Below are 24,922 nucleotides of genomic sequence, written 5' to 3' on the forward strand. Positions count from 1 at the left end.
AGCATGATTCAAGAAGCCTATATTGTGGCGGCTACCAGAACTCCGATTGGCAAAGCGCCAAAAGGGATTTTAAGAAATACACGCCCAGATGATTTGTTGGCGGATATTCTGAAAGCAGCGCTAGCTCAAGTGCCAACGCTGGACCCTCAATCAGTCGAGGATGTGATTGTGGGTTGTGCCATGCCAGAAGGTCCACAGGGCCTCAATGTAGCCCGAATTGGTTTATTGATGGCTGGTTTACCGAATACTGTTGGAGGAATTACGATTAATCGTTTTTGTGCCTCAGGTTTGAGTGCGATTGCAATGGCTGCTGACCGTATTAAGGTCGGTGAAGCTGATGTGATGATTGCAGCAGGTGTAGAGTCGATGAGTATGGTGCCGATGATGGGTAATAGCCCATCTTTGAGTCCACAAGTATTTACGCATGATGAAAACGTTGCCATCGCCTACGGGATGGGTTTGACTGCCGAGAATGTTGCTAATCAATGGCAAATTTCAAGGGATGCGCAAGATGAGTTCGCTATGCAATCTCATAAAAAGGCCTTAGCTGCTCAGGCGGCTGGTGAATTCTCAAAAGAAATTACGCCCTTGAATGTTTTGCTAAAGCGCCCCAATTTAGCGACTGGACAGGTGGATGTAAAGACGCAGTCGATGACATCTGATGAGGGTCCACGTGCTGATACCTCGATTGAAGCTCTGGCTAAGTTGAAAGCAGTCTTCGCTAATAAAGGTTCTGTGACGGCAGGTAACAGCTCACAAATGTCAGATGGTGCAGGTGCTTTGATTTTGGTCAGTGAAAAAGCCCTCAAGACCTATGGTTTGACCCCGTTGGCTAAATTCAAAAGCTTTGCGGTTAAAGGCGTGCCACCTGAAATTATGGGGATTGGTCCTAAGGAAGCTATTCCGGCTGCATTAAAGCATGCTGGCTTAACTATGAATGATCTAGATTGGATCGAGTTGAACGAAGCTTTTGCTGCACAAGCACTCGCAGTGATGAAAGATTTAGATTTGGATCCTAGCAAAGTCAATCCTTTGGGGGGTGCGATTGCTCTTGGACATCCTTTGGGTGCAACAGGTGCTATCAGAAGTGCAACGGTTGTGCACGCTCTACAAAGAAGAAACTTAAAACATGGTATGGTTACTATGTGCGTTGGTACTGGTATGGGTGCCGCGGGAGTCTTTGAAAGAGTGTAGATATGCGTTCAAGCCATCATATTGATGGAATGCAGGGAAGCGGTAAGGCAAGTGATTGGGCGGTCATCAAGAATCTCTTGCCTTACTTGTGGAAATTCAAGGCTAGGGTCTTCCTAGCCTTGTTTTGTTTGGTTGCGGCAAAAGTAGCCAACTTGGGTGTGCCCATTCTTTTAAAAGAATTGATCGATGCGATGAATTTATCGCTCAATCAAGCTCTAGCTGTCATACCTATCTCTTTGATCTTGGCTTATGGATTATTGCGTTTGTCTGCTTCACTCTTTACGGAACTAAGAGAGCTGTTATTTTCGAGAGTCACTGAAAGCGCAGTACGAACAGTCGCTTTACAAGTCTTTGAACATTTGCATGCACTCTCGTTGCGCTTTCATTTATCTCGCCAAACTGGAGGTATGACACGCGATATCGAACGAGGTACACGAGGTATTCAATCGCTCATCTCTTATTCGCTGTACAGCATCATTCCTACTCTTGTAGAGCTGGGTTTGGTATTAGCTTATTTTTCAATTTCATATCACTTCGGATTTGCCGCCATTACTTTGGGAGCCTTGTTTTTTTATGTCATCTTTACGATTAAGGTGACCGAGTGGCGTACTCAGTACCGTCGCAAAATGAATGATCTGGATTCCAAGGCGAATCAAAAAGCAATCGATTCACTGATTAACTTTGAAACTGTGAAGTATTTTGGTAATGAGGCTTATGAGGCTCAACGTTATGATGAAAATCTGCGTCGCTATCGCGAGGCTGCTATCCAGTCACAACGTTCGCTCGCCTTCTTGAATGCCGGGCAACAAACCATTATTTCTCTTGGCTTGATTGGCATTCTTTTCCTCGCCAGCCAAGGTGTCGCTCAAGGAAAGATGAGTTTGGGCGACTTGGTCTTGGTGAATGTACTCATGATTCAGCTGTACATCCCCCTTAATTTTTTGGGCGTCATCTATCGTGAGATCAAACAAGCGCTGACTGATATGGATCGTATGTTTTCTCTTTTGGGAACGGATAGAGAAATCAAAGACCGTCCTAACGCCCCTGAACTGATTATTCATGATAAGACCTTGGGCCCCTGCGTTCGTTTTGAAAACGTCTCTTTTTCATATGAAAAGAATAGAGCGATCTTAGATGGCATTTCGTTTGTTATCCAGCCAGGTAAAACGGTGGCTGTGGTAGGGCACAGTGGGGCAGGTAAAAGTACGCTCGCACGTTTACTTTTCAGATTTTATGAGCCGACTAGCGGGTCTATTTTGATTGATGGTCAAGATATTGCGCAGGTCAAGCAAGCTAGCTTGCGTCAGCAGATTGGGATTGTTCCACAAGACACAGTTTTGTTTAACGATACGATTGCCTACAACATTGCATATGGTCGTCCGGGTGCTAGTCAAGCAGAAATTGAGCAAGCTGCCAAAGCAGCTCAGATTCATGCATTCGTGGCTTCTTTACCCGATGGCTACCAAACACAGGTGGGTGAACGTGGTTTGAAGTTATCGGGTGGTGAAAAGCAAAGGGTCGCCATTGCGAGAACCTTACTTAAAAACCCATCGCTATTAATATTTGATGAGGCAACATCTGCCTTAGACTCAAAAACAGAGCGTGCGATTCAAGATGAGTTAATGTCGCTGGCTAAAAACCATACGACTTTAGTGATTGCACATCGTTTATCAACCGTGATACATGCTGATGAAATTCTGGTGCTGGATCAAGGTCGTTTGCTTGAGTCAGGTAAGCATCATGACTTAATTGCAAAAAATGGTAGCTATGCCGCGATGTGGCGTACTCAACTGCAACAAGCGAACTCAGATTAAGATATTGGGATGAAACCTGCATCAGAAATTTTATTGGGGGCTTATCAGGCTGCGCTGCAGGCTGCACAACCTGCGCATATTTTGCCGGCTTATCTTGAAAAGATCCTAGCTCATAGCGCTAACTCTAGAGTTTTAGTATTGGGTGCAGGTAAGGCTGCCGCTTCTATGGCTCAAGCTTTTGAGGAATATGTTTCTCAGTCATACCCCCAGCTGAACTTTGATGGTTTAGTGATTACCCGTTATGGGCATCAGCTACCCACAAAGAAAATTAAAGTGATAGAGGCTGCTCACCCAGTGCCTGATCAAGCAGCGTATCAGGCGGCACAAAAAACATATGAGCTTTTAAATTCCTTGAAACCGGGTGATCATCTGATTGCCCTCATTTCTGGAGGTGGGTCTAGCTTATTGACTTTGCCTGTGCCGACAATCTCTGTAGATGATCTTAGATGGGTGACTAAAGCACTCTTGCACTGTGGGGCACCAATTGAGGAAATCAATGTGGTCCGTAAACACCTGTCTGTATTGCAAGGTGGACATATGGCACGCATTGCAGTGTCTAAAGGCGCTAAGGTAGATGCTCTCTTAATTTCTGATGTTACGGGGGATGATCCGGCAAGTATTGCAAGTGGTCCGTGTGCCGCAGATCCATCTACTTATGAAGACGCATTACTTATTTTGCGTTCTTATGGTTTATTGCAAGCCGACTTTCCAGAGTCTGTCATTCGTCATTTGGAAGAGGGTATGCGTGGCATCCATCCTGAAACTTCTAAGCCAGATGATGAGATTTTCCAAACAACGCATAACCATGTGATTGCTTCGGCACGACAAAGCTTAGATGCTGCGGCCCACTATTGTCAGGCTCAGGGGCTAAATACGATTGTCTTGGGTGATACGGTGATGGGAGAGGCCAAAGATGTTGCTTATGTTCATGCTGCCATTGCTCGAGAATTCACTTTGCACCAAAGCCCTGCCCAGAAACCTTTAGTCCTGCTCTCTGGTGGGGAGTGCACAGTCACATTGCCTAAGAATGCACAAGGTCGAGGTGGTCGCTGCTCAGAATTCTTATTACATTTCTTTGATAAAACAGCTGATTTAAAACATTTAGCTGCTTTGGCTGCGGATACAGATGGTATTGATGGTAGTGAGAACAATGCGGGTGCATGGTTTGATGCTGATATACGTGAGCTAGCCTCTTGTCAAAATATTCGCGTGCGAGACTATCGTGAACAACATGATGCCTTTGGGTTTTTTGAGCAATTGAAGGGCCTAGTGCAGACAGGGCCAACTTTAACCAATGTAAATGACTTTAGAATCATTCTGATTCCTGATTAATGAGTGCAAACGAGTATGACAAAAGCTACCGATACTATAGAAATTAGACGTCCTGATGATTGGCATTTGCACGTCAGAGATGGCCGTGCGATGCAAGATGTGATTGTGCATACCGCTGCGCAATTTGCTCGTGCCATCATCATGCCTAATTTAAAGCCACCGGTAGTCAGCGCTCAAGATGCAATTGCTTATCGCCAAAGAATCTTGGCAGCCTTGCCTAAAGAAGGTGTTGCTAGTCAATTTCAACCTCTCATGACACTGTACCTGACTGACAATACCCCGGCTGATGAAGTTGCGCGGGCGAAAGAGGCTGGTGTGATTGGTTTTAAGCTCTACCCTGCAGGCGCTACAACGAATAGTGATGCGGGTGTGACCGATATTCGTCGTTGTGATGCGGTTTTGGCACAAATGGAAAAATTAGATGTTCCTTTGTTAGTCCATGGCGAGGTAACGCATTCAGAGATTGATGTATTTGATCGTGAAGCCATTTTTATTGAAAAAATCCTAGAGCCTTTACGTCAACGTCACCCTGGTTTAAGAATTGTGTTTGAGCACATTACGACTAAACAAGCGGTTGAGTATGTGCGTGATGCTGATACCCAACGCTTTGCCAAAATTGCTGCTACGGTGACACCACAACATTTGTTGTATAACCGCAATTCTATTTTTAGTGGTGGTCTGCGCACTCATTACTATTGCCTACCTGTTTTAAAACGAGAAGAACACCGTCAAGCGATCGTTAATATTGTCGCCTCAGGTAATTCTCGTTTTTTCTTAGGAACTGATAGCGCACCACACCCGAAGGGTGCTAAAGAATCAGCGTGTGGTTGTGCTGGTTGTTACACCGCCTGGCATGCCATGTCTTTGTATGCGGAAGTTTTTGAGCAAGCTGGGGCTCTAGATAAATTAGAGGGCTTTGCTAGTATTTATGGCCCAGAGTTCTATGGCTTACCGCTTAATCAAGGTACTTTGAAGTTGCGTCGTCAAACCATTCAAATTCCAGCCGAGTTTCCATTTGGCGATGAGGTGGTGGTCCCTCTGCGCGCCGGAGAAACCACTCAGTGGGCTTTAGTAGAGTAGACTACGTCTGCAGAGTTGGTTGGGCAATCGCTGCCTGAAAGGGGAGAGGAAAGTCCGGACTCCATAGGACAAGGTGTTGGCTAATGACCATCCACGGTGACGTGAGGAATAGGGCCACAGAGACGAGCGTATTAAGTTACGGTGAAACGCGGTAACCTCCACCTGGAGCAATCTCAAATAGGCAGGCGTTGATGCGGTCCGCTGAGCCTGCGGGTAGAGAGCTCGAGCCTAACGGTAACGTTAGGCCTAGATGAATGATTGCCCCTGAGGAAACTCAGGTGACAGAATCCGGCTTATAGACCAACTCTGCTTTTTTACGCCTCGATGATTTCAAAAGAATGAGTGATTTCTGCCGTTTTACTCAGCATGATCGTGGCTGAGCAATACTTATCGTGAGATAGCTCAATAGCACGTTCAACTTTATTCTTATCTAAGTTTTTACCGATCACGATAAAGCTCATGTGAATCTTAGTGAAGACTTTAGGATCTTCGTTAGCGCGTTCGGCGCTGAGCTTGACTGAGCAGTCATGGATCTCCTGACGCGCTCTTTTAAGAATCATGACGACGTCAAAACAGGTGCAGCCACCCGCACCCACCAGCATCATTTCCATGGGGCGAGGCGCAAGGTTGCGACCCCCTGCATCAGGGGCGCCGTCCATATTGACGAGGTGACCACTGCCCGTTTCTGCGCTAAAGGCCATTCCATCCCGGCCTAACCATTTCACGATTGCTTCCATTTTTTCCTCATTTTGGGGCGATTTGCGCCGTTTTGCCTAGGACAAATATAAGAAATTTATCAATAAAAACAACAATTTCTTGCATATTTGAGGTGGCTAATTATAATTTTTCACATCATTTGACCTTTATTGTAGGTCAAATAACCAGTGTCTCCTCCACCCTCTATGGTGGATTTATGCCCGGGATAGGAATCCCGGGCTTTTTTTGCTACAATGGTGGACTTTTCGGGAATAGCCCCTCGAAAATGGTAGTACCAAGTTCTTGCTTGAAACGGCGAGCCTGCAAACATAAGCGGTGCCAAAGTGACAACAGTAACTTGTTTATTAGGGCATCACAATTTAAGGTAATCATGAAAACTTTCTCAGCAAAACCGCATGAGGTGAAGCGTGAGTGGTTCGTGATTGACGCAACAGACAAAGTTCTCGGTCGTGTCGCCAGTGAAGTGGCACACCGTCTGCGCGGCAAGCACAAGCCTGAATTCACCCCCCACGTCGATACTGGTGACTATATCGTTGTTATTAACGCAGCTAAGTTGCGCGTGACAGGCACAAAAGGTCTGAATAAAAAATATTACAGACACAGTGGCTACCCAGGCGGCATCTATGAAACTAACTTTGACAAGATGCAAGCTAAATTCCCTGGACGTGCTTTGGAAAAAGCAGTGAAGGGTATGTTGCCAAAAGGTCCGTTAGGTTATGCCATGATCAAAAAGCTCAAGGTTTATGCTGAAACTGATCATCCACATGCTGCCCAGCAGCCTAGCGTTTTAGAGATTTAAGGAGCCGATATGATTGGAAACTGGAACTATGGTACAGGCCGTCGTAAGAGCTCTGTAGCGCGTGTATTTATCAAAGCTGGTAAAGGCGACATCATTGTGAATGGTAAGCCGATTGCCGAATACTTTGCTCGTGAAACATCACGCATGATCGTTCGTCAGCCTCTCGAGTTGACCAACCATGCCACAACATTCGATATCAAAGTCAATGTGTCAGGTGGTGGTGAGACGGGTCAAGCGGGTGCTGCACGTCACGGTGTGACACGTGCTTTGATTGATTACGATGCAACATTGAAGTCAGCCTTGTCTAAAGCAGGTTTCGTGACTCGTGATGCACGTGAAGTTGAGCGTAAGAAGGTTGGCTTGCACGGCGCGCGTCGTCGTAAGCAGTTTAGCAAGCGCTAATTGCCAGCTGCACAAAAAAGACCGCGCAAGTTACCTTGTGCGGTTTTTTCTTTTTTACAATGTAGTATCAAGCTAAATCTTCTGTATTTGGAGTCCATATGATCAAAGTTGGGATTGTTGGGGGTACGGGTTATACCGGTGTTGAGCTATTAAGGCTATTGGCCTCACATCCTGAGGTTGAGCTGACTGCAATTACTTCCCGAAAAGAAGCGGGGATGCCAGTCGCGGAGATGTTTCCTTCTCTCCGTTCGCGCGTTCATTTGAGCTTCTCCACCCCTGAAGATGCACAACTGAAGCAATGTGATGCGGTGTTTTTTGCGACGCCTCATGGTGTGGCTATGGCTCAGGCAAAAGAGTTATTAGATGCCGGTGTCAAGATTTTGGATTTGGCTGCAGACTTTCGCCTTAAAGATATTGCTGAGTTTGAAAAATGGTATGGGATGCCTCATGCTTGCCCAGAGATATTGTCTGAGGCTGTTTATGGCTTAGCAGAAATTAATCGTGAGCAGATTAAAAAAGCTCGTGTAGTTGGTTTAGCGGGTTGCTATCCTACTTCGGTGCAACTGGGCTTTGCGCCTTTATTAAGTCCTCGTTCAACGCAAGGTAAACGTTTGATTGACCCATTACACCTGATTGCTGATGCTAAATCTGGTGTATCAGGCGCTGGCCGTAAAGCGGAGGTGGGAACTCTATTGGCTGAAGCCGGTGATAACTTCAAGGCTTATGGAGTGAAGAGCCATCGTCATCATCCAGAAATCAAACAGGGTTTACAAGCCATTGCCGGGGGCACTGAAGTGGGCTTGACCTTTGTCCCTCATTTAACACCGATGATTCGAGGAATTCATTCAACTTTATACGCCCGGATCATGCCTGAAGGCCAAGATGTTGATTATCAAGCCCTATTTGAGAACTTTTACCGTGGTGAGCCCTTTGTAGATGTCATGCCAGCAGGTAGCATGCCTGAGACTCGCTCCGTCAGAGGAAGTAATGCTTTAAGGCTTGCAGTGCATCGCCCTCAGGGTGGGGATACTTTGGTGATCTTGGTTGTTGAGGATAATTTAGTCAAAGGTGCATCTGGCCAGGGAGTACAGTGTATGAACTTGATGTTTGGCCTGCCAGAAGATACTGGCTTGAAGCATATCGCCTTGTTGCCATAACCTTACTGCAAACACAGTTTTTCACAGATACAATAGATTTAAATCGTTTAGAAGGAGTCTGATATGACCGCGACACAAACAAATACCGCTGTGCAAGATATGGAGCCACCATCACCACTAGTCTTCACTGACAGTGCCGTTGCTAAAGTGGCTGATTTGATTGCTGAAGAAGGTAATCCGGATCTCAAATTACGCGTCTTCGTACAAGGCGGTGGTTGCTCTGGTTTCCAATACGGTTTCACATTTGATGAAACAGTGAATGAAGACGATACACAAGTGAGCAAAGGTAATGTGACTTTGTTAATTGATTCAATGAGCCTGCAATATTTAGTGGGTGCAGAGATTGATTACAAAGAAGACATTAATGGTTCTCAGTTTGTGATCAAGAACCCTAATGCCACAACGACTTGTGGTTGTGGTTCTTCATTCTCAGCTTAATTAAGCAATATACATAGCGCCTAAGACCTTGGGTCGAGAGGCGCCAGTAACAGCCGGCAGATTTGCCGGCTTTTTATTGACATAGGCCCACGCGAGCCAGGCAAAGGCGGCCCCTTCAACGGCCTGAGGATCGATGCCCGTCAGAGTACTAGTCGACACTTTATTTTGCGGCAGTAATGCCTGAATCCTTTCAACTAAGAAGCGATTCTTTGCGCCACCTCCGCAAAGAATGACCTGACCTTGAGGATTCTGTTGCTGTATCGCTTGTGTGATCGATATAGCAGTTAGTTCCAGTAGAGTTCTTTGTACATCTTGAGCTTGAAGAGATGACCATTTTTTCAGGTGTGCCGCTAACCACTGATGATTAAATAAATCTCTACCGGTGCTTTTGGGGGCGGGCATATGGAAATAAGGCTCTGATAAGAAGCTTTGTAGTAATTCTGCATGTACTACCCCGCTTAGAGCCCATTGTCCATCATGATCATATGCTTGCTGCTGATGTTGCATGACCCAAGTATCTAATAGTAGATTGCCCGGGCCACAATCAAAGCCAATGACATCGCTCAGTGTTTTTGAAGTAATGACGGTGATGTTAGAAATACCGCCGATATTAGTGATGGTGACAGGTGCCATATCAGCAAACTGCGCAAAATGAAATGCTGGAACTAAGGGGGCTCCTTGCCCGCCGGCTGCAATATCGGCATTTCTGAAGTCGGCGCAAACATTAATTTGGCAAAGCTCTGCCAAAAGAGAGGCATTGAGTGTTTGCCAGCTATAAGCTGAGTGATTTTGGAGATTGGGTTGATGACGAATGGTTTGGCCATGTGCGCCGATTGCAGTGATCTTTTGGGCCACCATTTTTTCTTGGGCTAATAAATCTTTGACTGCCAAAGCGTATTCCATGGCTAATGCGGAGCCGGCTAGAGCTTCATTGTGTAATTCATCAGTATGAGCTGTCTGTAATTCGACGAGCTTTTGTTTTAATGGCTTTGAAAATTCCCTGGAAACCATGCCAATGACTTGAGTTTGACCTTGGGTATTTATTTGAGTCAGTACGGCATCAATGCCATCTAAGCTGGTGCCAGACATAATGCCGATAAAAAATGCAGTCATAGGGTTATTTTCAAAGAGATGCGACAATGCTGTCTATAGAAAAAATTGATTTTTAAGAAGATGTCTAAGAATACCGAAAATCTAGAAAATAAGCCGAATTATCCAGTCACAGACCTTGTTTTAGAGGCTATGGCTGTGACTAAGCGTGGTTGTGAAGAGCTATTAGTCGAGGCGGACTGGTTAACTAAATTAGCCCGCAGTGAAGCGACTAAAACCCCACTACGTATTAAATTAGGCCTTGATCCTACAGCACCTGATATTCATTTGGGACATACGGTTGTTCTCAATAAGCTCAGACAGCTACAAGATTTGGGCCATCATGTCATTTTCTTAATTGGCGACTTTACCTCGATGATTGGTGATCCATCGGGAAGGAATGCCACTCGTCCACCGCTTACACGTGAAGAGATTGCGGTCAACGCCAAAACTTATTACCAACAAGCGAGTCTGGTGCTCAACCCCGATAAAACCGAGGTTCGTTATAACAGCGAGTGGTGTGATCCTTTGGGCGCCGCTGGGATGATTCAGTTGGCGGCTAAATATACGGTTGCGCAGATGTTGGAGAGGGATGACTTCACGAAGCGCTATAAGGCTGGCATCCCGATTTCTGTCCATGAATTTTTGTACCCATTGATGCAAGGTTACGATTCAGTAGCGCTCAAGAGTGACTTGGAGTTGGGTGGTACTGATCAAAAATTTAACTTACTCGTAGGTCGAGAGCTTCAAAAAGAGTACGGTCAAGAGCCGCAATGCATTTTGACCATGCCATTGCTCGTAGGCACTGATGGTGTGGATAAGATGAGTAAGTCCAAGAACAACTACATTGGCATCAGTGAAGCGCCTAATGAGATGTTCGGTAAGCTCATGAGTATCTCTGACGATCTGATGTGGGATTATTTTACTTTGCTCTCATTTAAGCCGATAGCAGATATACAGGCGATGAAGTTGGCTGTTGAGCAAGGTCAAAATCCACGTGACTTCAAAGTAGCGCTCGGTCAAGAAATTGTTGCTCGTTTTCATGGTTCCGACTCAGCAGTCAAAGCCCTAGAAGACTTTAATCATCGTGCGAAGGGCGGAATTCCTGATGATATTCCGGAAGTTTTAGTATCTGGTGCTCCGCTAGCGATTGGGCAATTATTAAAACAAGCCAATTTAGTCCCGAGTACCTCAGAAGCTATGCGCAATATTGAGCAGGGTGGTGTCAAGATTGATGGTGCTACTGTCAGTGATAAGGCACTCAAGCTTGAGTCGGGTACTTATGTTTTACAGGTTGGCAAACGCCGTTTTGCTAAGGTGACACTTAGTTAAAGATGACGCGTCTTTATTTGATTCGTCATGGTGAAACTTTGTGGAATCGTGAAAAGCGTCTCCAAGGTCATTTAGATATTGGTCTTAATGAGACGGGCTTATGGCAAGCAGAGCAGGTCGGTCGTCACCTCGCCCAGCGGCCTTTGCAAGCCATTATTAGTAGTGATTTAAGTCGTGCAGCTGATACTGCACAAGCGATTGCCCAACATCATTCAATCAGTCTTCAGCTCGATGAGCTATTGCGCGAGCGTCACTACGGCAATATGCAAGGCTTAACTTACGATGAGGTGGCGGCGCATCACCCCAGAAATCATTTAGCCTGGAAAAATCGTGAGCCTGACTTTTGCCCTGAGGGGGGTGAAAGCTTGAGACAGTTTTATGAGCGCGTGACGCAATCAGTGCTCGCTTGGGTCAAAAAACACCCCGCTGCAGAAATCGTGATTGTTGCGCACGGCGGAGTTCTCGACTGTATCAATCGCTATGCGAGAGGAATTGGTTTATCGGTCGCACGCGATTTTGAAATTTTGAATGCTAGCCTCAACACGCTTACCTATCAGGATGCCCAGCTCAAAATTGAGGAATGGGGTAATACTGAGTTTCTAAAGCATCAACTCAACAAATCTTTGGATGAGTTAGATGGCAGCCCTAAATGGGCATAAGCTGCGGGAGTGGCTACGCGACCTCTAGGAGTGCGTTGTAAGAAGCCTTGCTGAATAAGATAGGGCTCAATCACATCTTCAATGGTCTCACGCTCCTCGCTAATCGCCGAGGCTAGGTTTTCGACACCCACTGGACCACCGTTGAATTTATGAATAATCGTCTCTAATAATTTCCGATCCATCACATCAAAGCCCATAGGATCAACATCTAGCATAGATAGAGCCAGATCCGCAGTGTCTTTCGTAATCGTGCCATCACTTTTTACTTCAGCATAGTCGCGCACACGGCGTAAAAGACGATTGGCAATACGAGGAGTGCCTCGTGAGCGCTTAGCGATTTCTATGGCGCCAGCATCATCCATACTGGCTTGCAGAAGATTAGCAGAACGCTTAACTATTTTGGATAGCTCATCGACTGAGTAAAACTCTAAGCGCGCCACAATCCCAAAGCGATCGCGTAAGGGGTTGGTTAGCATGCCTGCACGTGTGGTTGCACCAACGAGTGTGAACGGCTTTAAATCTAATTTGACGCTGCGTGCAGCAGGACCATCACCGATCATAATGTCAATCGTATAGTCTTCGAGTGCAGGATAGAGTATTTCTTCAACCACGGGCGACAAACGATGGATTTCATCAATAAATAAAACATCGTTTTCTTCTAAATTGGTGAGTAGGGCTGCTAAATCTCCAGCTCGTTCTAAGACAGGCCCACTGGTTTGTCTAAGATTAACGCCTAATTCCTTGGCAATGATATGTGCGAGAGTGGTCTTCCCAAGTCCTGGGGGACCAAATAGCAAAACATGATCTAGTGCTTCGGAACGTTTTTGGGCTGCGCTAATGAAGATTTCTAATTGCTCACGAGCTTTTTTTTGGCCTACGTATTCATCGAGCTGTTTGGGTCTTAAGGCGCGCTCTAAAACGGAGTCATCAAGACTGGCTTGGTGGCCAACGATTCTCTCGCTGGGGGCTTCGCCTGGGAAATCTTCCGCATCGATATTATCTGTTTTGATGACCATAGCAAGAGTGTATTACGAATCAGTTCTTCGCCAAAATCTTCAAAGCCTGACGGATGCCATCGGAGACATCTTGTATGTCTTTAAGATCTTTAATGGCCAACTGTGCTTCTTTATCTGAGTAACCTAGAGCACATAGAGCTTGGATGATTTCATGTTGATTGCCTGCAGGCGTATGCGCCACATGCCCTAAATCAGGACCTAATTTACCCTTGAGTTCTAGCAAAAGTCGTTCAGCAGTCTTTTTCCCAATACCGGGTACTTTGACAAGCCGACTACTATCTTGCAAAGAAATAGCTTGCGCAATTTCACTCACATTTAACCCCGAGAGAACAGAAAGGGCCGTTCTCGCCCCAATACCCGAAACCTTAATCAGTTCTCTAAATGTCATTCGTTCAGCTTCAGTGATAAAGCCAAATAGTTGATGAGCATCTTCTCTGATGGCAAGATGAGTTAAGACAGTCACTTTTTCACCGACGCTAGGTAATTGATAAATCGTACTCATGGGAGCATCGATTTCATAGCCAACGCCATGGCAATCCACTAGGATCTTAGGGGGGGTCACTGCAATCAGTTGACCTTGTATTCTTCCAATCATCTGCGTATCTTAGCTGATTGAGCGAGATTTTGAAGTTTTGACTTCATCTCATGTTGATGGGCAGCACAAATAGCAGCGGCTAGCGCATCAGAGGCGTCAGTACCTGTGATTTTTTTCATACTCAATAAGCGGCGTACCATCTCTTGAACTTGTTCTTTTTTTGCGCACCCTGTGCCCACAATCGACTTTTTGATTTCTAAAGCGCTAAATTCTAAAAGAGGAATGCCAGTGGCCACCAAGGCCGCAATCGCTGCACCACGAGCTTGTCCCAATAAGAGAGTAGAGCGTGGGTTCACGTTAAGAAAGACCTGTTCCATGCTCACTAAATCCGGTTGATAGGTTTCAACCACTTCGCGGATACCCGAATACAAGGTGGCAATCCGATCGGGTACGGGTATCTGACTTGAACCCGTCTCAATCGTACCTGAAGCAATATAACTGAGGCGTTGACCCTGGCTTTGGATAATGCCAAAGCCAGTCGTTCTTAATGCAGGGTCAATGCCTAAGATTTTCATCTTAGTGTCTAAAGTGACGAGTGCCCGTATAGACCATAGCAATACCTCTTTCATCTGCCGCTGCGACTACTTCTTCATCGCGCATACTGCCGCCAGGTTGAATCACACAGCTAGCACCCGCATCGACAACTACATCTAGACCATCTCTAAATGGGAAGAAGGCATCGCTAGCAACAGCAGAATTCTGTAAAGAGAGCCCAGCATTTTGAGCTTTGATGCTAGCAATCCTAGCGGAATCAATGCGGCTCATCTGGCCAGCACCAACACCGAGAGTCATCCCATTGCCACAGAAAACAATGGCATTGGATTTCACATACTTGGCAACACGCCAAGCAAACATTAGATCTTGCAGTTCTTGTGCTGTCGGTTGACGTTTGGTCACAACTCGAAGTTGATCCATGCCAACATTTTTCACGTCGGGAGTTTGTACCAAAATACCACCACCAATACGCTTAATGTCTTGTGGATTGATCGTTTCTGCTAACTCAATCTCGAGTAAGCGCACGTTTTGTTTGCTAGCAAAAATAGCCAATGCTTCGCTCGTGAAAGCGGGTGCAATTAGTACTTCAACAAATTGTTTTGAAACAGCTTCTGCGGTCGGGCCATCGACCGCACGATTAAATGCAATGATTCCGCCAAAGGCAGAGGTGGAGTCAGTTTTGAAGGCTTTTTGATAAGCCTCTAAGGGTGAACCTGCAACTGCCACACCACAAGGATTGGCGTGTTTAATAATCACGCAGGCTGGCTCCCCAGTAGTGATGGTAGAGCCAAAACTTTTTACACACTCCCAAGCGGCATCTGCATCTGCAATATTGTTATACGACAGCTCTTTACCTTGTAATTGACGGTAGTTCGCCAGGGCGCCAGCAACAGCGCGCGTGTCCTTATAGAAGGCTGCAGTTTGGTGTGGGTTCTCGCCATAGCGCATCTCTTGAACTTTATTGAATGCTAAATGTAAGGTATCTGGATACTCAGAACGTTGTTCGTGAGCTAAATCTTGGCCTAAGCTCGATAAGTAGTTAGCAATTGAGCCGTCGTATTGGGCTGTATGAGCAAATACTTTTTTGGCCAAACGGAAATTGCTTTCGAAAGAAACTTTATTTTTGTTAGCGCGCATTTCTGCCAAGATAGACTCATAGTCTTCTGGTGAAATAAGAACGGTGACGTCTTGATGATTTTTGGCTGCTGCGCGCAGCATCGCTGGGCCACCAATATCAATATTTTCTATCGCATCTTCAAAAGAGCATTGTTCTTTAGCTACTGTTTGATTAAAAGGGTAGAGATTGATGACCAACATATCAATCGTTTGAATACCATGTTGAGCTAGCGCTGCCATATGCTCTGGGTAATCACGGCGGGCCAATAAACCACCATGAACCATAGGGTGTAATGTTTTGACACGGCCATCGAGCATCTCAGGAAATTTGGTGAGTTCAGAAACTTCGATGACGGGCAATTTATTTTCTGCCAATAATTTAGCAGTACCACCTGTAGAGATGAGTTTTACACCGAGTTCATGTAAAGCTTTAGCAAAAGGCATGATACCGGATTTGTCAGATACAGATAAGAGAGCAGTTTGAATCATAAGAGTGCTTATAGAAAGTTAGATAAGTTGATGTTGGGATAATTTTTTACGCAAGGTGTTACGGTTAATGCCTAAGTAATTGGCTGCTAAAGATTGATTGTAGTCTGCATGTTGCATGATGAGTTCAAGCATTGGTTTTTCAACAACTTCTAGAACCATTTGGTAGATATTGCTTGGTTCTGAATCGCCTAGATCATCAAGGTAGCGCTTGAGATGTTTTTCAATCACTAATGCCACAGGATTGGGGTTTTGTACCATTTAAGCAGCCTCTTCATATATTAAGTATTCAGATTCATTTTTGAGGCTTTCAAAAAACAGATTAACAGCCTCTAACTGTTCTTGACAGTTATCAATAGTATTCATTTTCTGTTTAAATGCATGTGAACCACGCAGGCCTTTGCAATACCACCCAATATGCTTGCGTGCTGAGCGTACGCCAATATAATCGCCATAAAAATGATGGTGATCACGCAGATGGTCGTTCATGATGGCTTGAATTTCATCAACTTTTGGGGCTTCAAGAAATTGACCAGTCTTCAGGAAATGGTTAATTTCTCTAAAAATCCATGGCCGCCCTTGGGCTGCACGTCCAATCATGAGGGCATCTGCTTGGGTATATTTCAGAACTTGTTGGGCCTTCATGGGGCTATTGATATCACCGTTGGCCACGACCGGTATGCCTACAGCAGCTTTGACTGCAGCAATCGTCTCATATTCTGCTTCACCATGATAAAGATCGGCTTTGGTTCTACCGTGAACTGTCAGCATACTAATGCCGTTATCTTCCGCAATCTTTGCAATACTTAAAGCATTTTTATGTTCTCGATCCCAACCCGTTCTGATTTTCAAAGTCACTGGTACTTGGGGGTGATGCCGTTGAACATGGCTGACAATCGTATGAACGATCGTCGCTACGAGTGGTTCATTGCGAAGCAGTGCTGAGCCTGAGGCAACATTGCAAACCTTCTTGGCGGGGCAGCCCATATTGATGTCAATAATTTGTGCGCCACGCTCAATATTTAATAATGCTGCCTCAGCCATCATCTGCGGGTCTGCGCCTGCAATCTGAACTGAAATTGGGGCCACTTCGCCATCGTGATTAGCACGGCGCAGAGTTTTTGAGCTATTCCAAAGCATTGCATTGGATGCAATCATCTCTGAAACGGCATATCCAGCGCCTAGACGCTTGCACAACTGTCGAAAGGGTCGATCAGTTACGCCCGCCATGGGTGCTACAAATAAGTTATTAGAGAGTTGATAGGGGCCTAATTTCATCAGGGCGCCACTCTATCATGACGAGCTTACTTTTGCCTATTTTTTAGGCAATTAGCGTTGCCCAAACATCATTTGGCGTGTGATCTTTGATTTAATCGGGGGCATCAATTGGAGGGCGGACAGAGCGAGTCCGCGAGCCCAAATTACGGGCTTTATTTTTGAGGTAAAGATACGTGCTAAGAAGTCGGTGCTTCTGATGGTCACACGTCGATCTTGCTGGCGCTTGGCAGCGTATCGAGCCAAGCAATTTGCAATTGAATCTGGCATGAGTAGTTCTTCTGCCAAGGTGTGTGCATCTCTGAGGCCTAAATTTAAACCTTGACCTGCTACTGGGTGGAGCGTTTGAGCGGCATTACCAATCCAGACTTGATGACCTTCTACAATCTCTTCTCTGGCATTGAGTCCTAGAGGATAGGCGCGTAAGTCCCCGACTTCTAAAAATTCACCCGCGCGTGTACCAAAAGCATTTTGTAAGGCCTGAATGAATGACTCTGGGCTGAGTTGTAAGCGTTCTTGAACGCTATCAGGTTTTGCACACCAAACCAAATTCAGAAACTGCTCGCCCCGATGGCTAGGAAGAAGAGCTAGTGGACCTTCTGAGGTGAATCTTTCCCAAGCATAGTGGCTATTGATCTGATTCGTTTTTACCCAGCCTACGATGGCACTTTGTTCGTAGTCACGATGGATGGGGCGTTCGTCTTGATCTTTAAATAAGCCACCTTCTGCATGAATGAGGACGGTTGCCTGATCCTGCTGAGGAGCAATTTCTTCTGTGTGAGAAAAGTGCCATTGAAATTGGCTAGCACTTCTTGCAATTGACCGAAGTGCTTGACGCAATGCTAGATGAATATCGGCGTAGCGCACCACATACCCTAAGGCCTCTTGACCTAACTCTTCACGACGTACTATGGCACGCCCAAAATGACCTTGGTGAGATACATGAATGGTATGGATGGCCGGAGCATTGGGGTGCCAAGCACCAATACTTTCCAGTAGTAATTTGCTGCCCTGAGAAATAGCGATACCACGCGTGTCGGCAGTTTCAAAAATACGATCATCTTCTGATAAACGATCGTATAGCTCAATGGGTAAATTTGGATTTTTCTGTAATAACCAAGCAGCGCATGCAAGACCTACAGGACCTGCTCCAGATATACGAATTTTTTTCATGCCCGCATCAATGCTTCAATATCGGATACCGTTACAGGAACATCACGTGTCAGTATCTCAGGGTCAGCGGATGTTACGTGAACATCATCTTCAATACGAATACCGATACCCCAATATTTTTCTGCTGCCTGACTGCCATGCCGTATGTATAAACCAGGCTCAATCGTTAAAACCATCCCGGCCTCGAGTTGACGCCAGGGTTGATCGCCAACCCCGGGTTCTCGATAGTTGCCTACATCATGCACATCCATACCCAGCCAGTGACTTGTGCGATGCATATAGTAATCTTGGTAGGCTTTAGCTTCTATCGCATTAGCGACGCTACCCCATTTTGATTTAGGTAATATTTCCAAATCTAAAAGACCTTGCGTGAGAACCTCTAGTGCTGCTTCATGAGGTGCCTGAAAGTTCGATCCTATGCGCGTTGCTGAAATGGCTTTTTCTTGGGCTTCTAGAACAATTTCATAGATGGCTTTCTGAGGGCCAGAAAACTGACCATTCACAGGCAAGGTTCTGGTAATGTCCGAAGCGTAGCTGTCTAGTTCGCAGCCAGCATCAATCAAGCATAAATCGCCATCGAGAAGTTGCGCATCACCAGCGCGGTGGTGCAGAGTACAGGCATTTTTTCCGGCTGCAACAATGCTGTTGTATGCCACATGCTGTGCCCCCATTTTACGGAAGATGTAGAGTAATTCTGCTTCAAGATGGTATTCGTGCATGCCGGGTTGGCAGGCTTGCATAGCGCGAATATGACCTTGTGCAGCAATCTTCGCTGAGCGCCGCATGATCTCGATTTCAGCGCTATCTTTTAATAGACGCATTTCATGCACGATTTGTAAAACGTCATGAATTGCTGATGGAGGTCGTTTACCGCTTCTACTTTGCTGGCGTAAAACATCAAACCAAGATTCAATCTCTCTTTGTAGATCTCGATCAATTTTGGTATGCAGACTTTCAAAACCATTCATCAAGTCAGGCATACGTGTATGAAGTTCCGTGAGGGGGTAAGCAAAATCGACACCTAAAGCTTCGGGTGCTGCTTCAGGTCCTAGTCGCCAACCATCCCAGATTTCGCGTTCTAAATCTTTGGGGCGGCAAAATAAGTGAGTTTGAAAACCTTGCTCTGAAATTTGCATCACCAGGTAGGCCCCAGGCTCATTAAATCCAGTGAGGTAATAAAAATCAGAATCATGGCGATACGGATATTCGCTATCGCGATTGCGCAATTTTTCACTCGCCGTATTGAGCAACAATACGCCTGAGCCAGTTTTCTTTTGGATGGCTTTAGCTAGGCGCTCACGCCTTTTCGCATACAAAGCTGTATTCATAACTAAATTATGACTGATTATTGAGTTCTTGGAGGCGCTCTGGGGTGCCAACGTCGGTCCAGGGGGTATGTAATAAGGCACCACCCACTTTTCCTGCTTCTATCAGGTCGCGCAATAAGGGGGCTAGTTTTGCCACGCTATGAGCCTGAATATGGCTAAATATCGACCGATGATAGATGCCTATACCGCTAAAAGTGTGGGTGTTGATGGATGATTCTTTAGGCATGACCTTCCCGCCCTCTAGACAAAAGTCACCCTGAGGATGGTGAGGTGGGTTGGGAACCATCCATAAAAATGCGGCCACTCCGTTCTTGCGTAGCTCAGGGATGGTTTGCTGAATAACATTGAAGTCCAGTCCTGGCGTAAAAACATCACCATTAATGACTAAAAAATAATCTTGGGGATCGAGCAGTGGTATCGCTTGGGCAATGCCGCCAGCGGTTTCTAGAGCCGTATCTTCTGCTGATGTATGAAACTCGATATTGGGATATTGCAATCGTACTGATGCTATATGTTCTACGATTTGTGACCCCAGCCAAGCGTGATTGACTACGACTTTCTTAAATCCAGCGTTTGCAATCGCCTGAATATGCCAATCGATCAGAGCCAGACCTTGTACTTTGAGTAGGGGTTTCGGTTGTTGGTCTGTGAGCGGTCTCATTCTCTCGCCCCGGCCAGCTGCCAGAATCATCACTGGGATACTAGCCGTGAGCGTCATCAAAAAGTCAACCCATCTGGACGTTGAATACCTTCAACTTGATCAAAAAGATGAACTAGAGGTTTGAAGGCGTTATAGCGTTCGGCCACTTTGCGGGCGTATTTGAAAACAAGGGGAATGTCTTTCAGATAACCATCTTTACCATCTCGGTGGAAAAGTCTGGCAAAGATACCTAAGACTTTGAGATGTCGTTGTAGTCCCATCCACTCAAAATCACGGTAGAAATCACCAAAATCTTCGCTGACGGGTAGCCCAGCTTTTTTAGCATCCTGCCAATAGCGAATCAGCCAATCCATTTGCTGGGCTTCTTCCCATTCGATATAGGCATCTCGATACAAAGAGGCCAAATCATAGGTTATCGGGCCATATACCGCATCTTGGAAATCTAGGATGCCAGGATTGTTCTCTGGAGCGACCATCAAATTCCGGCTATGGAAGTCTCTATGAACATAGACCTGCGCTTGTGCCAAATTATTTTTCAATAGAGCCGCAAATACTTCTTGAAGTTGCTGTGATTGTTGATTAGTCAGCTTGATATCTAAGTGACGCGTTAGATACCACTCTGGGAACAGCGCCATTTCTCTGGAGAGCAAGGTGGTGTCGTATTCCGGTAGCACATTGGCTTTACTGCTCAGTTGAATTTTGATAAGTGAGGCATTGGCATCTAAATACAGACTATTAGCTGACGATTCAGAGAGTTCAGACAAGTAGGTGGTGTGACCCAGATCACTTAACAGTAAAAAACCAGCCTGGCTATCTTTGGCCAAAATTTCAGGTACAAGAACCCCGCTTTGGGCAAATAATTCAGCCACCTTCACAAAAGGCCCCGTATCTTCATGGCTGGGTGGGGCATCCATCACGATATAGCTGGAAGAACGATCCCTACTTTGGAGGCGAAAGTATCTCCTAAAGCTTGCATCGCTCGAGGCTGGGGCTAGAGACTCAAGGTCAAGGACCGGATTGAAATTTAATCGATTCAGCCAGTCTTTAATTGCTAAAAAGCGGATATCTGTCGTCATGGATTCGTATAATAAAAGACTTAAGGAATATGCCTAAATCTTTTCAACATTCCAGGGTTTGTCCGCCCTTTCCAAAGTCAAAACTAACGTACTGGTTGGTAGGGGTTTGGACTTGTTGTTTTTCGGCCAATATCTTGGCACAAAATGCTAATTCCGCCCAAGAAACCCTCAGTCTGAAGCTTGAAGATCAACTCTTAGTGCGTCCACCGGTCTTGGATGAGCAATCTCCTACCTTTACTTCATCAAAAAAGGTCGATGGTGTAGTTGACCGAGTGATGAAGTTAGAGGGTGATGCGGTGATGCGGCGCAATCGAACGGTGATCAAAGGAGATGTGATTACCTATGATCCAGATACAGACATCGCTGATATTGAAGGTAATGCCGTACTCCTAAAAGAGACCACTTACTTCAAAGGCCCGCGTGCCAAGTTACGTCTAGATGCTCAAGAGGGTTGGATGGATACCCCTATTTTTGAGCTTAGGAATATTGGGGGTAGTGGAGAGGCTCAAAGAGTTGATTTTCTGCCCGATGATCAAATTGAGTTTCAAAAACTGAAATACACCACATGCCGACCGGATAATGTGGATTGGTATATTAAAGCTTCACGGATGGATGTGGAGCAAGACACCAACTCAGCGGTAGGGCGTAATGGGGTCTTACATTTTTTTAATGTACCCGTCTTATATACCCCGGCATTTGCTTTACCTACTAATTCAGAACGGCGTTCTGGCTTTTTATCTCCCACTTATGGACGTTCTAACAGAAATGGTTGGGACATTCGTGTACCGTATTACATCAATATCGCACCCAATCGCGATATGACTTTATTTCCTCGTTACCTGCAGAATCGTGGTGAGCAGATTGGTACGGAGTTTAGATATTTAGATCGTAACTACGCCGGTACTCTGACTGCTGAATACCTAAGTGACGATAAGTTATATAAAAAAGATCGTTGGGCCTTTGGTATTAAGCATGTACAGAATGTGGCTCAGGGTATTCAGGCATACAGTGATTTCAGCAAGGTATCTGATGATTTCTATGTGGATGATGTTGGCCGAAATTTAAGTGGCGTGGTCAATCGTCAGTTCAATCAAGAGATTGGTGCGAGAACTGCTATACAAGGTTGGACAGTATTGACACGCGTTCAGAAATTCCAAACCTTACAGCCTGATCCTACTATCCCCACAGTATTGCCTTATGAGCGTGAACCACAAATCAACGCTCGCTACGGCAAGATGAGCGCACAGGGTTTTCAGTGGAATGTAGAAACGGATTTCACACGTTTTACCTTACCTAATCGACAGCTATTCATTAATCCGTCACGAGTTTTCTCAGATGGTAATCGTGCCTATGTGAATACTTCAGTAGCACGCCCTTTCTTGACGCCAGGTTACTACTTCACGCCCAAAGTTAGCCTGCGTTCTGTTAGTTACGACGTCAATCAGTTTCAACAGTATTCAACGGGTGGTAACTTTAATCGCAACATCACTTTACCGACTTTGAGCCTAGATTCAGGTATGGTCTTAGAGCGAGATGCATTTGAGCTCAAGCCTATGTTTGGTAGAAATATGTTGATGACACTAGAGCCGCGTGCTTTTTATGTCTACACACCTTATCGTCAACAATCTGATTTGCCGATTTTCGATACTGCAGATGCTGGTTTTGGTATCGCTCAAATTTTTAGTGAAAATACTTTTGCCGGAAATGACAGAATCGCAGACAACAATAAATTAACCGTAGGTGTTACTTCTAGATTCATTGATGCAGATAGTGGTGTTGAAAGATTTAGAACCATCTTTGCTCAGAGAACTGACTTTGATGGTCAAAGAGTGGGCTTGTATTCCGAGTCAACGACACCGGCTAGAAAAAGATCTGATTTATTAGCAGGTTTGTCAACTCGACTTGCTGGTAACTTTAACGTTGATGGTGTGGCTCAATATAACGAAGACATCGCTAAAATCGTCCAGCAGACCGTGACCTTAGGCTATCGCCCTGAGTTAAGAAAGTTGGTCAACGTGAGTTATCGTAGAACGATTGACCCCACAAGTGCTCGGGCGAGTTTGGATCAGTATGAAATCTCTGGTCAATGGCCCATTACCCGAAAGTGGTATGGCGTAGCGCGTTACAACTATGATTTGATCTCTGATCGTGTCTTGAATCGTTTGATGGGCTTAGAATATGACGCAGATTGTTGGGTGGTGCGCGTTGTTCAAAGACGTTTCCAGAATACGACCGTGTTAGCCACTTCAGAAATCTTTATGCAGATTGATTTCAAGGGTTTTTCTGGATTTGGAAGTAATCCGATTAATCTGATACGCTTTAATGTGCCAGGGTATGAGCCTGTGAGTGTCAACCCAGCACCGATATCACCGTTTGAAAGTTACGAATGAAAAGAATACAAGGATGGTTTTTCAGCTTACTACTAGCGAGTAGCACGTGCGTCATGGCGCAGAACACAAGCCGTGTGATCGATGAAGTCGTAGCGATTGTTGATACTAGCCTTGTAACTAAAAAAGAGTTGCAAGATCGTTTAAATCAAGTCGAGAAGCAATTAAAAGCAAGTAACCGTGCTATTCCTGTTGAGGAATTAAGAAAGCAAGTCTTAGAGCGTCTCATTATTGAGCGTATACAACTCAACTTAGCGCGTGAGCAAGGTCTGCGTGTAACAGATAAAGATTTAGACAGAATTATTGGCAATATCGCTGCTCAAAATAAATTAACAGTAGATGCTTTTAAAAAGAAGATAGAAAGTGAAGGTATACGTTTTTCTAAGTATCGTGAGGATATACGTCAAGAAGTGACTATTTCTCGTTTAAGAGAGCGCGAAGTCGATGCTCGTATTCAGATGACAGAAGCTGAAATAGATAGTTTCTTATCAGAAAGAAACCGGGGTCGCGCAGCGGTGCCTGAAGAAATATATTTAGCTCAGCTATTGATTCCTGTGCCGAATGGGTCTTCTGATGCTGAAGTAGAAGGTATCAAAACCAAAGTACAAGAACTTCTACAACAAGCTTCTAATGAAAAAGACTTTGTTGCTTTTGCTAAAAAAGTGGCTCAAGCGGGTGGTTATCGTTATGAAGACTTGGGTTATCGCTCTTTAGATCGTTTACCGCAAATTTTTATTGATGCGGTTGCCGGCGTACCAGCGAACAAGCTGGTTGGGCAGGCTGTACGTAGTGGTGCGGGCTTTCATATTTTGAAGGTGGTTGATCGAAAAGGTGGCGTTGCTGTTGAGAACATTGTCGTTAATCAAACCCTCGCAAGACATATTTTGATTAAGCATAAAGATAATTTGACGGATCTCGAGGCACAAAGACGTTTAAATGGTTTCAAAGATCAAATTCGCGTTAAGACGGCTGATTTTGCACAAATTGCCCAAAAATATTCAGAAGATGGTTCTGCAGCCAATGGTGGTAATTTGGGCTGGATGTCTCCTGGTGAGCTAGTGCCAGCCTTTGAGCAGGCTATGAATCAATTGGCTATCGGGGAAGTCAGTGAACCCGTTCGTTCAGAATTCGGCTGGCACCTGATTCAGGTGATCGATCGTCGCCAGGCTCAGCTATCAGCTGATCGTCAAAGAGATTTTGCAAGGGCTGCGCTTCGCGAAAGAAAACTAGATCAAGCCTATGAGGACTGGATTCGACAAATTCGCGATGCTGCGACTGTAGATATTCGACAAGCCAACTAG

At 45.3% G+C, this 24,922-nt stretch carries 24 protein-coding genes and 1 other RNA gene; 13 read left to right on the forward strand and 12 right to left on the reverse strand.

Annotation, left to right across the window (positions count from 1 at the left end; all coding sequences use genetic code 11):
* Window positions 1-3 precede the first annotated feature (3 nt).
* The 5 genes from ICE94_RS05130 to rnpB all read left to right on the forward strand — a co-directional run bounded on the left by ICE94_RS05130 (window position 4) and on the right by rnpB (window position 5,732).
* Window positions 4-1,194, forward strand: coding sequence for an acetyl-CoA C-acyltransferase (locus ICE94_RS05130; protein ID WP_216150962.1), 1,191 nt, complete (start codon window positions 4-6; stop codon window positions 1,192-1,194).
* Between the two features lie 2 nt (window positions 1,195-1,196).
* Window positions 1,197-3,008 (forward strand): ABC transporter ATP-binding protein/permease, encoded by a 1,812-nt coding sequence (locus ICE94_RS05135; RefSeq protein ID WP_216149514.1) that lies wholly within the window; start codon window positions 1,197-1,199, stop codon window positions 3,006-3,008.
* 9 nt (window positions 3,009-3,017) lie between these two features.
* Window positions 3,018-4,340: a glycerate kinase gene (locus ICE94_RS05140; protein ID WP_216149516.1), complete on the forward strand. Its 1,323-nt coding sequence runs from the start codon at window positions 3,018-3,020 to the stop codon at window positions 4,338-4,340.
* Between the two features lie 15 nt (window positions 4,341-4,355).
* Complete coding sequence (gene pyrC, locus ICE94_RS05145; protein WP_216149518.1) at window positions 4,356-5,420, forward strand: dihydroorotase; 1,065 nt, start codon at window positions 4,356-4,358, stop codon at window positions 5,418-5,420.
* Window positions 5,421-5,431: 11 nt separating this feature from the next.
* Window positions 5,432-5,732, forward strand: an RNA gene (rnpB, locus tag ICE94_RS05150) — RNase P RNA component class A.
* 2 nt (window positions 5,733-5,734) lie between these two features.
* Here rnpB and ICE94_RS05155 read toward each other — a convergent pair.
* Window positions 5,735-6,157, reverse strand: coding sequence for an OsmC family protein (locus tag ICE94_RS05155; protein WP_216149520.1), 423 nt, complete (start codon window positions 6,155-6,157; stop codon window positions 5,735-5,737).
* A gap of 350 nt (window positions 6,158-6,507) precedes the next feature.
* Between ICE94_RS05155 and rplM the strand changes: the two genes are divergently transcribed.
* From rplM to erpA, 4 genes are all read left to right on the forward strand, one after another.
* A complete protein-coding gene (rplM, locus tag ICE94_RS05160) occupies window positions 6,508-6,936 on the forward strand; it encodes a 50S ribosomal protein L13 (RefSeq protein ID WP_216149521.1) in 429 nt (142 codons plus the stop codon).
* Window positions 6,937-6,945: 9 nt separating this feature from the next.
* Window positions 6,946-7,338 (forward strand): 30S ribosomal protein S9, encoded by a 393-nt coding sequence (rpsI, locus tag ICE94_RS05165; protein ID WP_216149523.1) that lies wholly within the window; start codon window positions 6,946-6,948, stop codon window positions 7,336-7,338.
* 98 nt (window positions 7,339-7,436) lie between these two features.
* Complete coding sequence (gene argC, locus ICE94_RS05170; RefSeq protein ID WP_216149525.1) at window positions 7,437-8,495, forward strand: N-acetyl-gamma-glutamyl-phosphate reductase; 1,059 nt, start codon at window positions 7,437-7,439, stop codon at window positions 8,493-8,495.
* 63 nt (window positions 8,496-8,558) lie between these two features.
* On the forward strand, window positions 8,559-8,933 hold the full coding sequence (gene erpA / locus ICE94_RS05175; RefSeq protein WP_216149527.1) for an iron-sulfur cluster insertion protein ErpA: 375 nt from the start codon (window positions 8,559-8,561) through the stop codon (window positions 8,931-8,933).
* On the opposite strand, the gene ICE94_RS05180 is transcribed toward erpA, so the two are convergent.
* Window positions 8,934-10,046: an anhydro-N-acetylmuramic acid kinase gene (locus ICE94_RS05180; RefSeq protein ID WP_216149529.1), complete on the reverse strand. Its 1,113-nt coding sequence runs from the start codon at window positions 10,044-10,046 to the stop codon at window positions 8,934-8,936.
* Between the two features lie 129 nt (window positions 10,047-10,175).
* On the opposite strand from ICE94_RS05180, the gene tyrS reads away from it, so the two are divergent.
* Window positions 10,176-11,354: a tyrosine--tRNA ligase gene (tyrS, locus tag ICE94_RS05185; protein WP_370623794.1), complete on the forward strand. Its 1,179-nt coding sequence runs from the start codon at window positions 10,176-10,178 to the stop codon at window positions 11,352-11,354.
* A gap of 2 nt (window positions 11,355-11,356) precedes the next feature.
* Window positions 11,357-12,013 (forward strand): histidine phosphatase family protein, encoded by a 657-nt coding sequence (locus ICE94_RS05190; RefSeq protein WP_216149533.1) that lies wholly within the window; start codon window positions 11,357-11,359, stop codon window positions 12,011-12,013.
* Here ICE94_RS05190 and ruvB read toward each other — a convergent pair.
* From ruvB to ICE94_RS05240, 10 genes are read right to left on the reverse strand one after another with little or no spacing between them, the layout of a single operon-like run.
* A complete protein-coding gene (gene ruvB, locus ICE94_RS05195; RefSeq protein ID WP_216149535.1) occupies window positions 11,962-13,029 on the reverse strand; it encodes a Holliday junction branch migration DNA helicase RuvB in 1,068 nt (355 codons plus the stop codon). The two genes, ICE94_RS05190 and ruvB, sit on opposite strands and share 52 nt — an antisense overlap.
* Window positions 13,030-13,048: 19 nt before the next feature.
* A complete protein-coding gene (gene ruvA / locus ICE94_RS05200; protein ID WP_216149537.1) occupies window positions 13,049-13,624 on the reverse strand; it encodes a Holliday junction branch migration protein RuvA in 576 nt (191 codons plus the stop codon).
* Window positions 13,621-14,139: a crossover junction endodeoxyribonuclease RuvC gene (gene ruvC / locus ICE94_RS05205; RefSeq protein WP_216149539.1), complete on the reverse strand. Its 519-nt coding sequence runs from the start codon at window positions 14,137-14,139 to the stop codon at window positions 13,621-13,623. The genes ruvA and ruvC overlap by 4 nt, the downstream gene beginning before the upstream one ends.
* Before the next feature lies 1 nt (window position 14,140).
* Window positions 14,141-15,724 carry a bifunctional phosphoribosylaminoimidazolecarboxamide formyltransferase/IMP cyclohydrolase gene (gene purH, locus ICE94_RS05210; RefSeq protein ID WP_216149541.1) on the reverse strand — a complete coding sequence of 528 codons (1,584 nt, stop codon included), beginning with the start codon at window positions 15,722-15,724 and terminating at the stop codon, window positions 14,141-14,143.
* 18 nt (window positions 15,725-15,742) lie between these two features.
* Window positions 15,743-15,982: a helix-turn-helix domain-containing protein gene (locus ICE94_RS05215; RefSeq protein WP_216149543.1), complete on the reverse strand. Its 240-nt coding sequence runs from the start codon at window positions 15,980-15,982 to the stop codon at window positions 15,743-15,745.
* Window positions 15,983-17,002 carry a tRNA dihydrouridine synthase DusB gene (gene dusB / locus ICE94_RS05220; RefSeq protein ID WP_216150964.1) on the reverse strand — a complete coding sequence of 340 codons (1,020 nt, stop codon included), beginning with the start codon at window positions 17,000-17,002 and terminating at the stop codon, window positions 15,983-15,985.
* 48 nt (window positions 17,003-17,050) lie between these two features.
* On the reverse strand, window positions 17,051-18,169 hold the full coding sequence (locus tag ICE94_RS05225) for an FAD-dependent monooxygenase (RefSeq protein ID WP_216149545.1): 1,119 nt from the start codon (window positions 18,167-18,169) through the stop codon (window positions 17,051-17,053).
* Complete coding sequence (locus ICE94_RS05230) at window positions 18,166-19,497, reverse strand: aminopeptidase P N-terminal domain-containing protein (RefSeq protein ID WP_216149547.1); 1,332 nt, start codon at window positions 19,495-19,497, stop codon at window positions 18,166-18,168. The genes ICE94_RS05225 and ICE94_RS05230 overlap by 4 nt, the downstream gene beginning before the upstream one ends.
* A gap of 7 nt (window positions 19,498-19,504) precedes the next feature.
* Entirely contained in the window at window positions 19,505-20,197 is a 693-nt protein-coding gene (gene murU / locus ICE94_RS05235; RefSeq protein ID WP_216150966.1) for an N-acetylmuramate alpha-1-phosphate uridylyltransferase MurU, read from the reverse strand.
* A 17-nt stretch (window positions 20,198-20,214) separates the two neighbouring features.
* Complete coding sequence (locus tag ICE94_RS05240; RefSeq protein ID WP_216149549.1) at window positions 20,215-21,234, reverse strand: aminoglycoside phosphotransferase family protein; 1,020 nt, start codon at window positions 21,232-21,234, stop codon at window positions 20,215-20,217.
* A 29-nt stretch (window positions 21,235-21,263) separates the two neighbouring features.
* Between ICE94_RS05240 and ICE94_RS05245 the strand changes: the two genes are divergently transcribed.
* Both ICE94_RS05245 and ICE94_RS05250 read left to right on the forward strand, forming a co-directional pair.
* Window positions 21,264-23,624 carry an LPS-assembly protein LptD gene (locus ICE94_RS05245; protein WP_216149551.1) on the forward strand — a complete coding sequence of 787 codons (2,361 nt, stop codon included), beginning with the start codon at window positions 21,264-21,266 and terminating at the stop codon, window positions 23,622-23,624.
* A gap of 53 nt (window positions 23,625-23,677) precedes the next feature.
* The gene (locus tag ICE94_RS05250; protein WP_216149553.1) at window positions 23,678-24,922 is read left to right on the forward strand and encodes a peptidylprolyl isomerase; all 1,245 of its coding nucleotides are present in this window, start codon (window positions 23,678-23,680) and stop codon (window positions 24,920-24,922) included.

The sequence above is a fragment of the Polynucleobacter sp. MWH-Loch1C5 genome (assembly GCF_018881775.1).
GTDB lineage: Bacteria > Pseudomonadota > Gammaproteobacteria > Burkholderiales > Burkholderiaceae > Polynucleobacter.

Coding starts and splice junctions, on each gene's coding strand:
- ICE94_RS05130 (WP_216150962.1), top strand. CDS start 4: ATGATTCAAGAAGCCTATATTGTGGCGGCTACCAGAACTCCGATTGGC.
- ICE94_RS05135 (WP_216149514.1), top strand. CDS start 1,197: ATGCGTTCAAGCCATCATATTGATGGAATGCAGGGAAGCGGTAAGGCA.
- ICE94_RS05140 (WP_216149516.1), top strand. CDS start 3,018: ATGAAACCTGCATCAGAAATTTTATTGGGGGCTTATCAGGCTGCGCTG.
- pyrC (WP_216149518.1), top strand. CDS start 4,356: ATGACAAAAGCTACCGATACTATAGAAATTAGACGTCCTGATGATTGG.
- ICE94_RS05155 (WP_216149520.1), bottom strand. CDS start 6,157: ATGGAAGCAATCGTGAAATGGTTAGGCCGGGATGGAATGGCCTTTAGC.
- rplM (WP_216149521.1), top strand. CDS start 6,508: ATGAAAACTTTCTCAGCAAAACCGCATGAGGTGAAGCGTGAGTGGTTC.
- rpsI (WP_216149523.1), top strand. CDS start 6,946: ATGATTGGAAACTGGAACTATGGTACAGGCCGTCGTAAGAGCTCTGTA.
- argC (WP_216149525.1), top strand. CDS start 7,437: ATGATCAAAGTTGGGATTGTTGGGGGTACGGGTTATACCGGTGTTGAG.
- erpA (WP_216149527.1), top strand. CDS start 8,559: ATGACCGCGACACAAACAAATACCGCTGTGCAAGATATGGAGCCACCA.
- ICE94_RS05180 (WP_216149529.1), bottom strand. CDS start 10,046: ATGACTGCATTTTTTATCGGCATTATGTCTGGCACCAGCTTAGATGGC.
- tyrS (WP_370623794.1), top strand. CDS start 10,176: ATGGCTGTGACTAAGCGTGGTTGTGAAGAGCTATTAGTCGAGGCGGAC.
- ICE94_RS05190 (WP_216149533.1), top strand. CDS start 11,357: ATGACGCGTCTTTATTTGATTCGTCATGGTGAAACTTTGTGGAATCGT.
- ruvB (WP_216149535.1), bottom strand. CDS start 13,029: ATGGTCATCAAAACAGATAATATCGATGCGGAAGATTTCCCAGGCGAA.
- ruvA (WP_216149537.1), bottom strand. CDS start 13,624: ATGATTGGAAGAATACAAGGTCAACTGATTGCAGTGACCCCCCCTAAG.
- ruvC (WP_216149539.1), bottom strand. CDS start 14,139: ATGAAAATCTTAGGCATTGACCCTGCATTAAGAACGACTGGCTTTGGC.
- purH (WP_216149541.1), bottom strand. CDS start 15,724: ATGATTCAAACTGCTCTCTTATCTGTATCTGACAAATCCGGTATCATG.
- ICE94_RS05215 (WP_216149543.1), bottom strand. CDS start 15,982: ATGGTACAAAACCCCAATCCTGTGGCATTAGTGATTGAAAAACATCTC.
- ICE94_RS05225 (WP_216149545.1), bottom strand. CDS start 18,169: ATGAAAAAAATTCGTATATCTGGAGCAGGTCCTGTAGGTCTTGCATGC.
- ICE94_RS05230 (WP_216149547.1), bottom strand. CDS start 19,497: ATGAATACAGCTTTGTATGCGAAAAGGCGTGAGCGCCTAGCTAAAGCC.
- ICE94_RS05240 (WP_216149549.1), bottom strand. CDS start 21,234: ATGACGACAGATATCCGCTTTTTAGCAATTAAAGACTGGCTGAATCGA.
- ICE94_RS05245 (WP_216149551.1), top strand. CDS start 21,264: ATGCCTAAATCTTTTCAACATTCCAGGGTTTGTCCGCCCTTTCCAAAG.
- ICE94_RS05250 (WP_216149553.1), top strand. CDS start 23,678: ATGGCGCAGAACACAAGCCGTGTGATCGATGAAGTCGTAGCGATTGTT.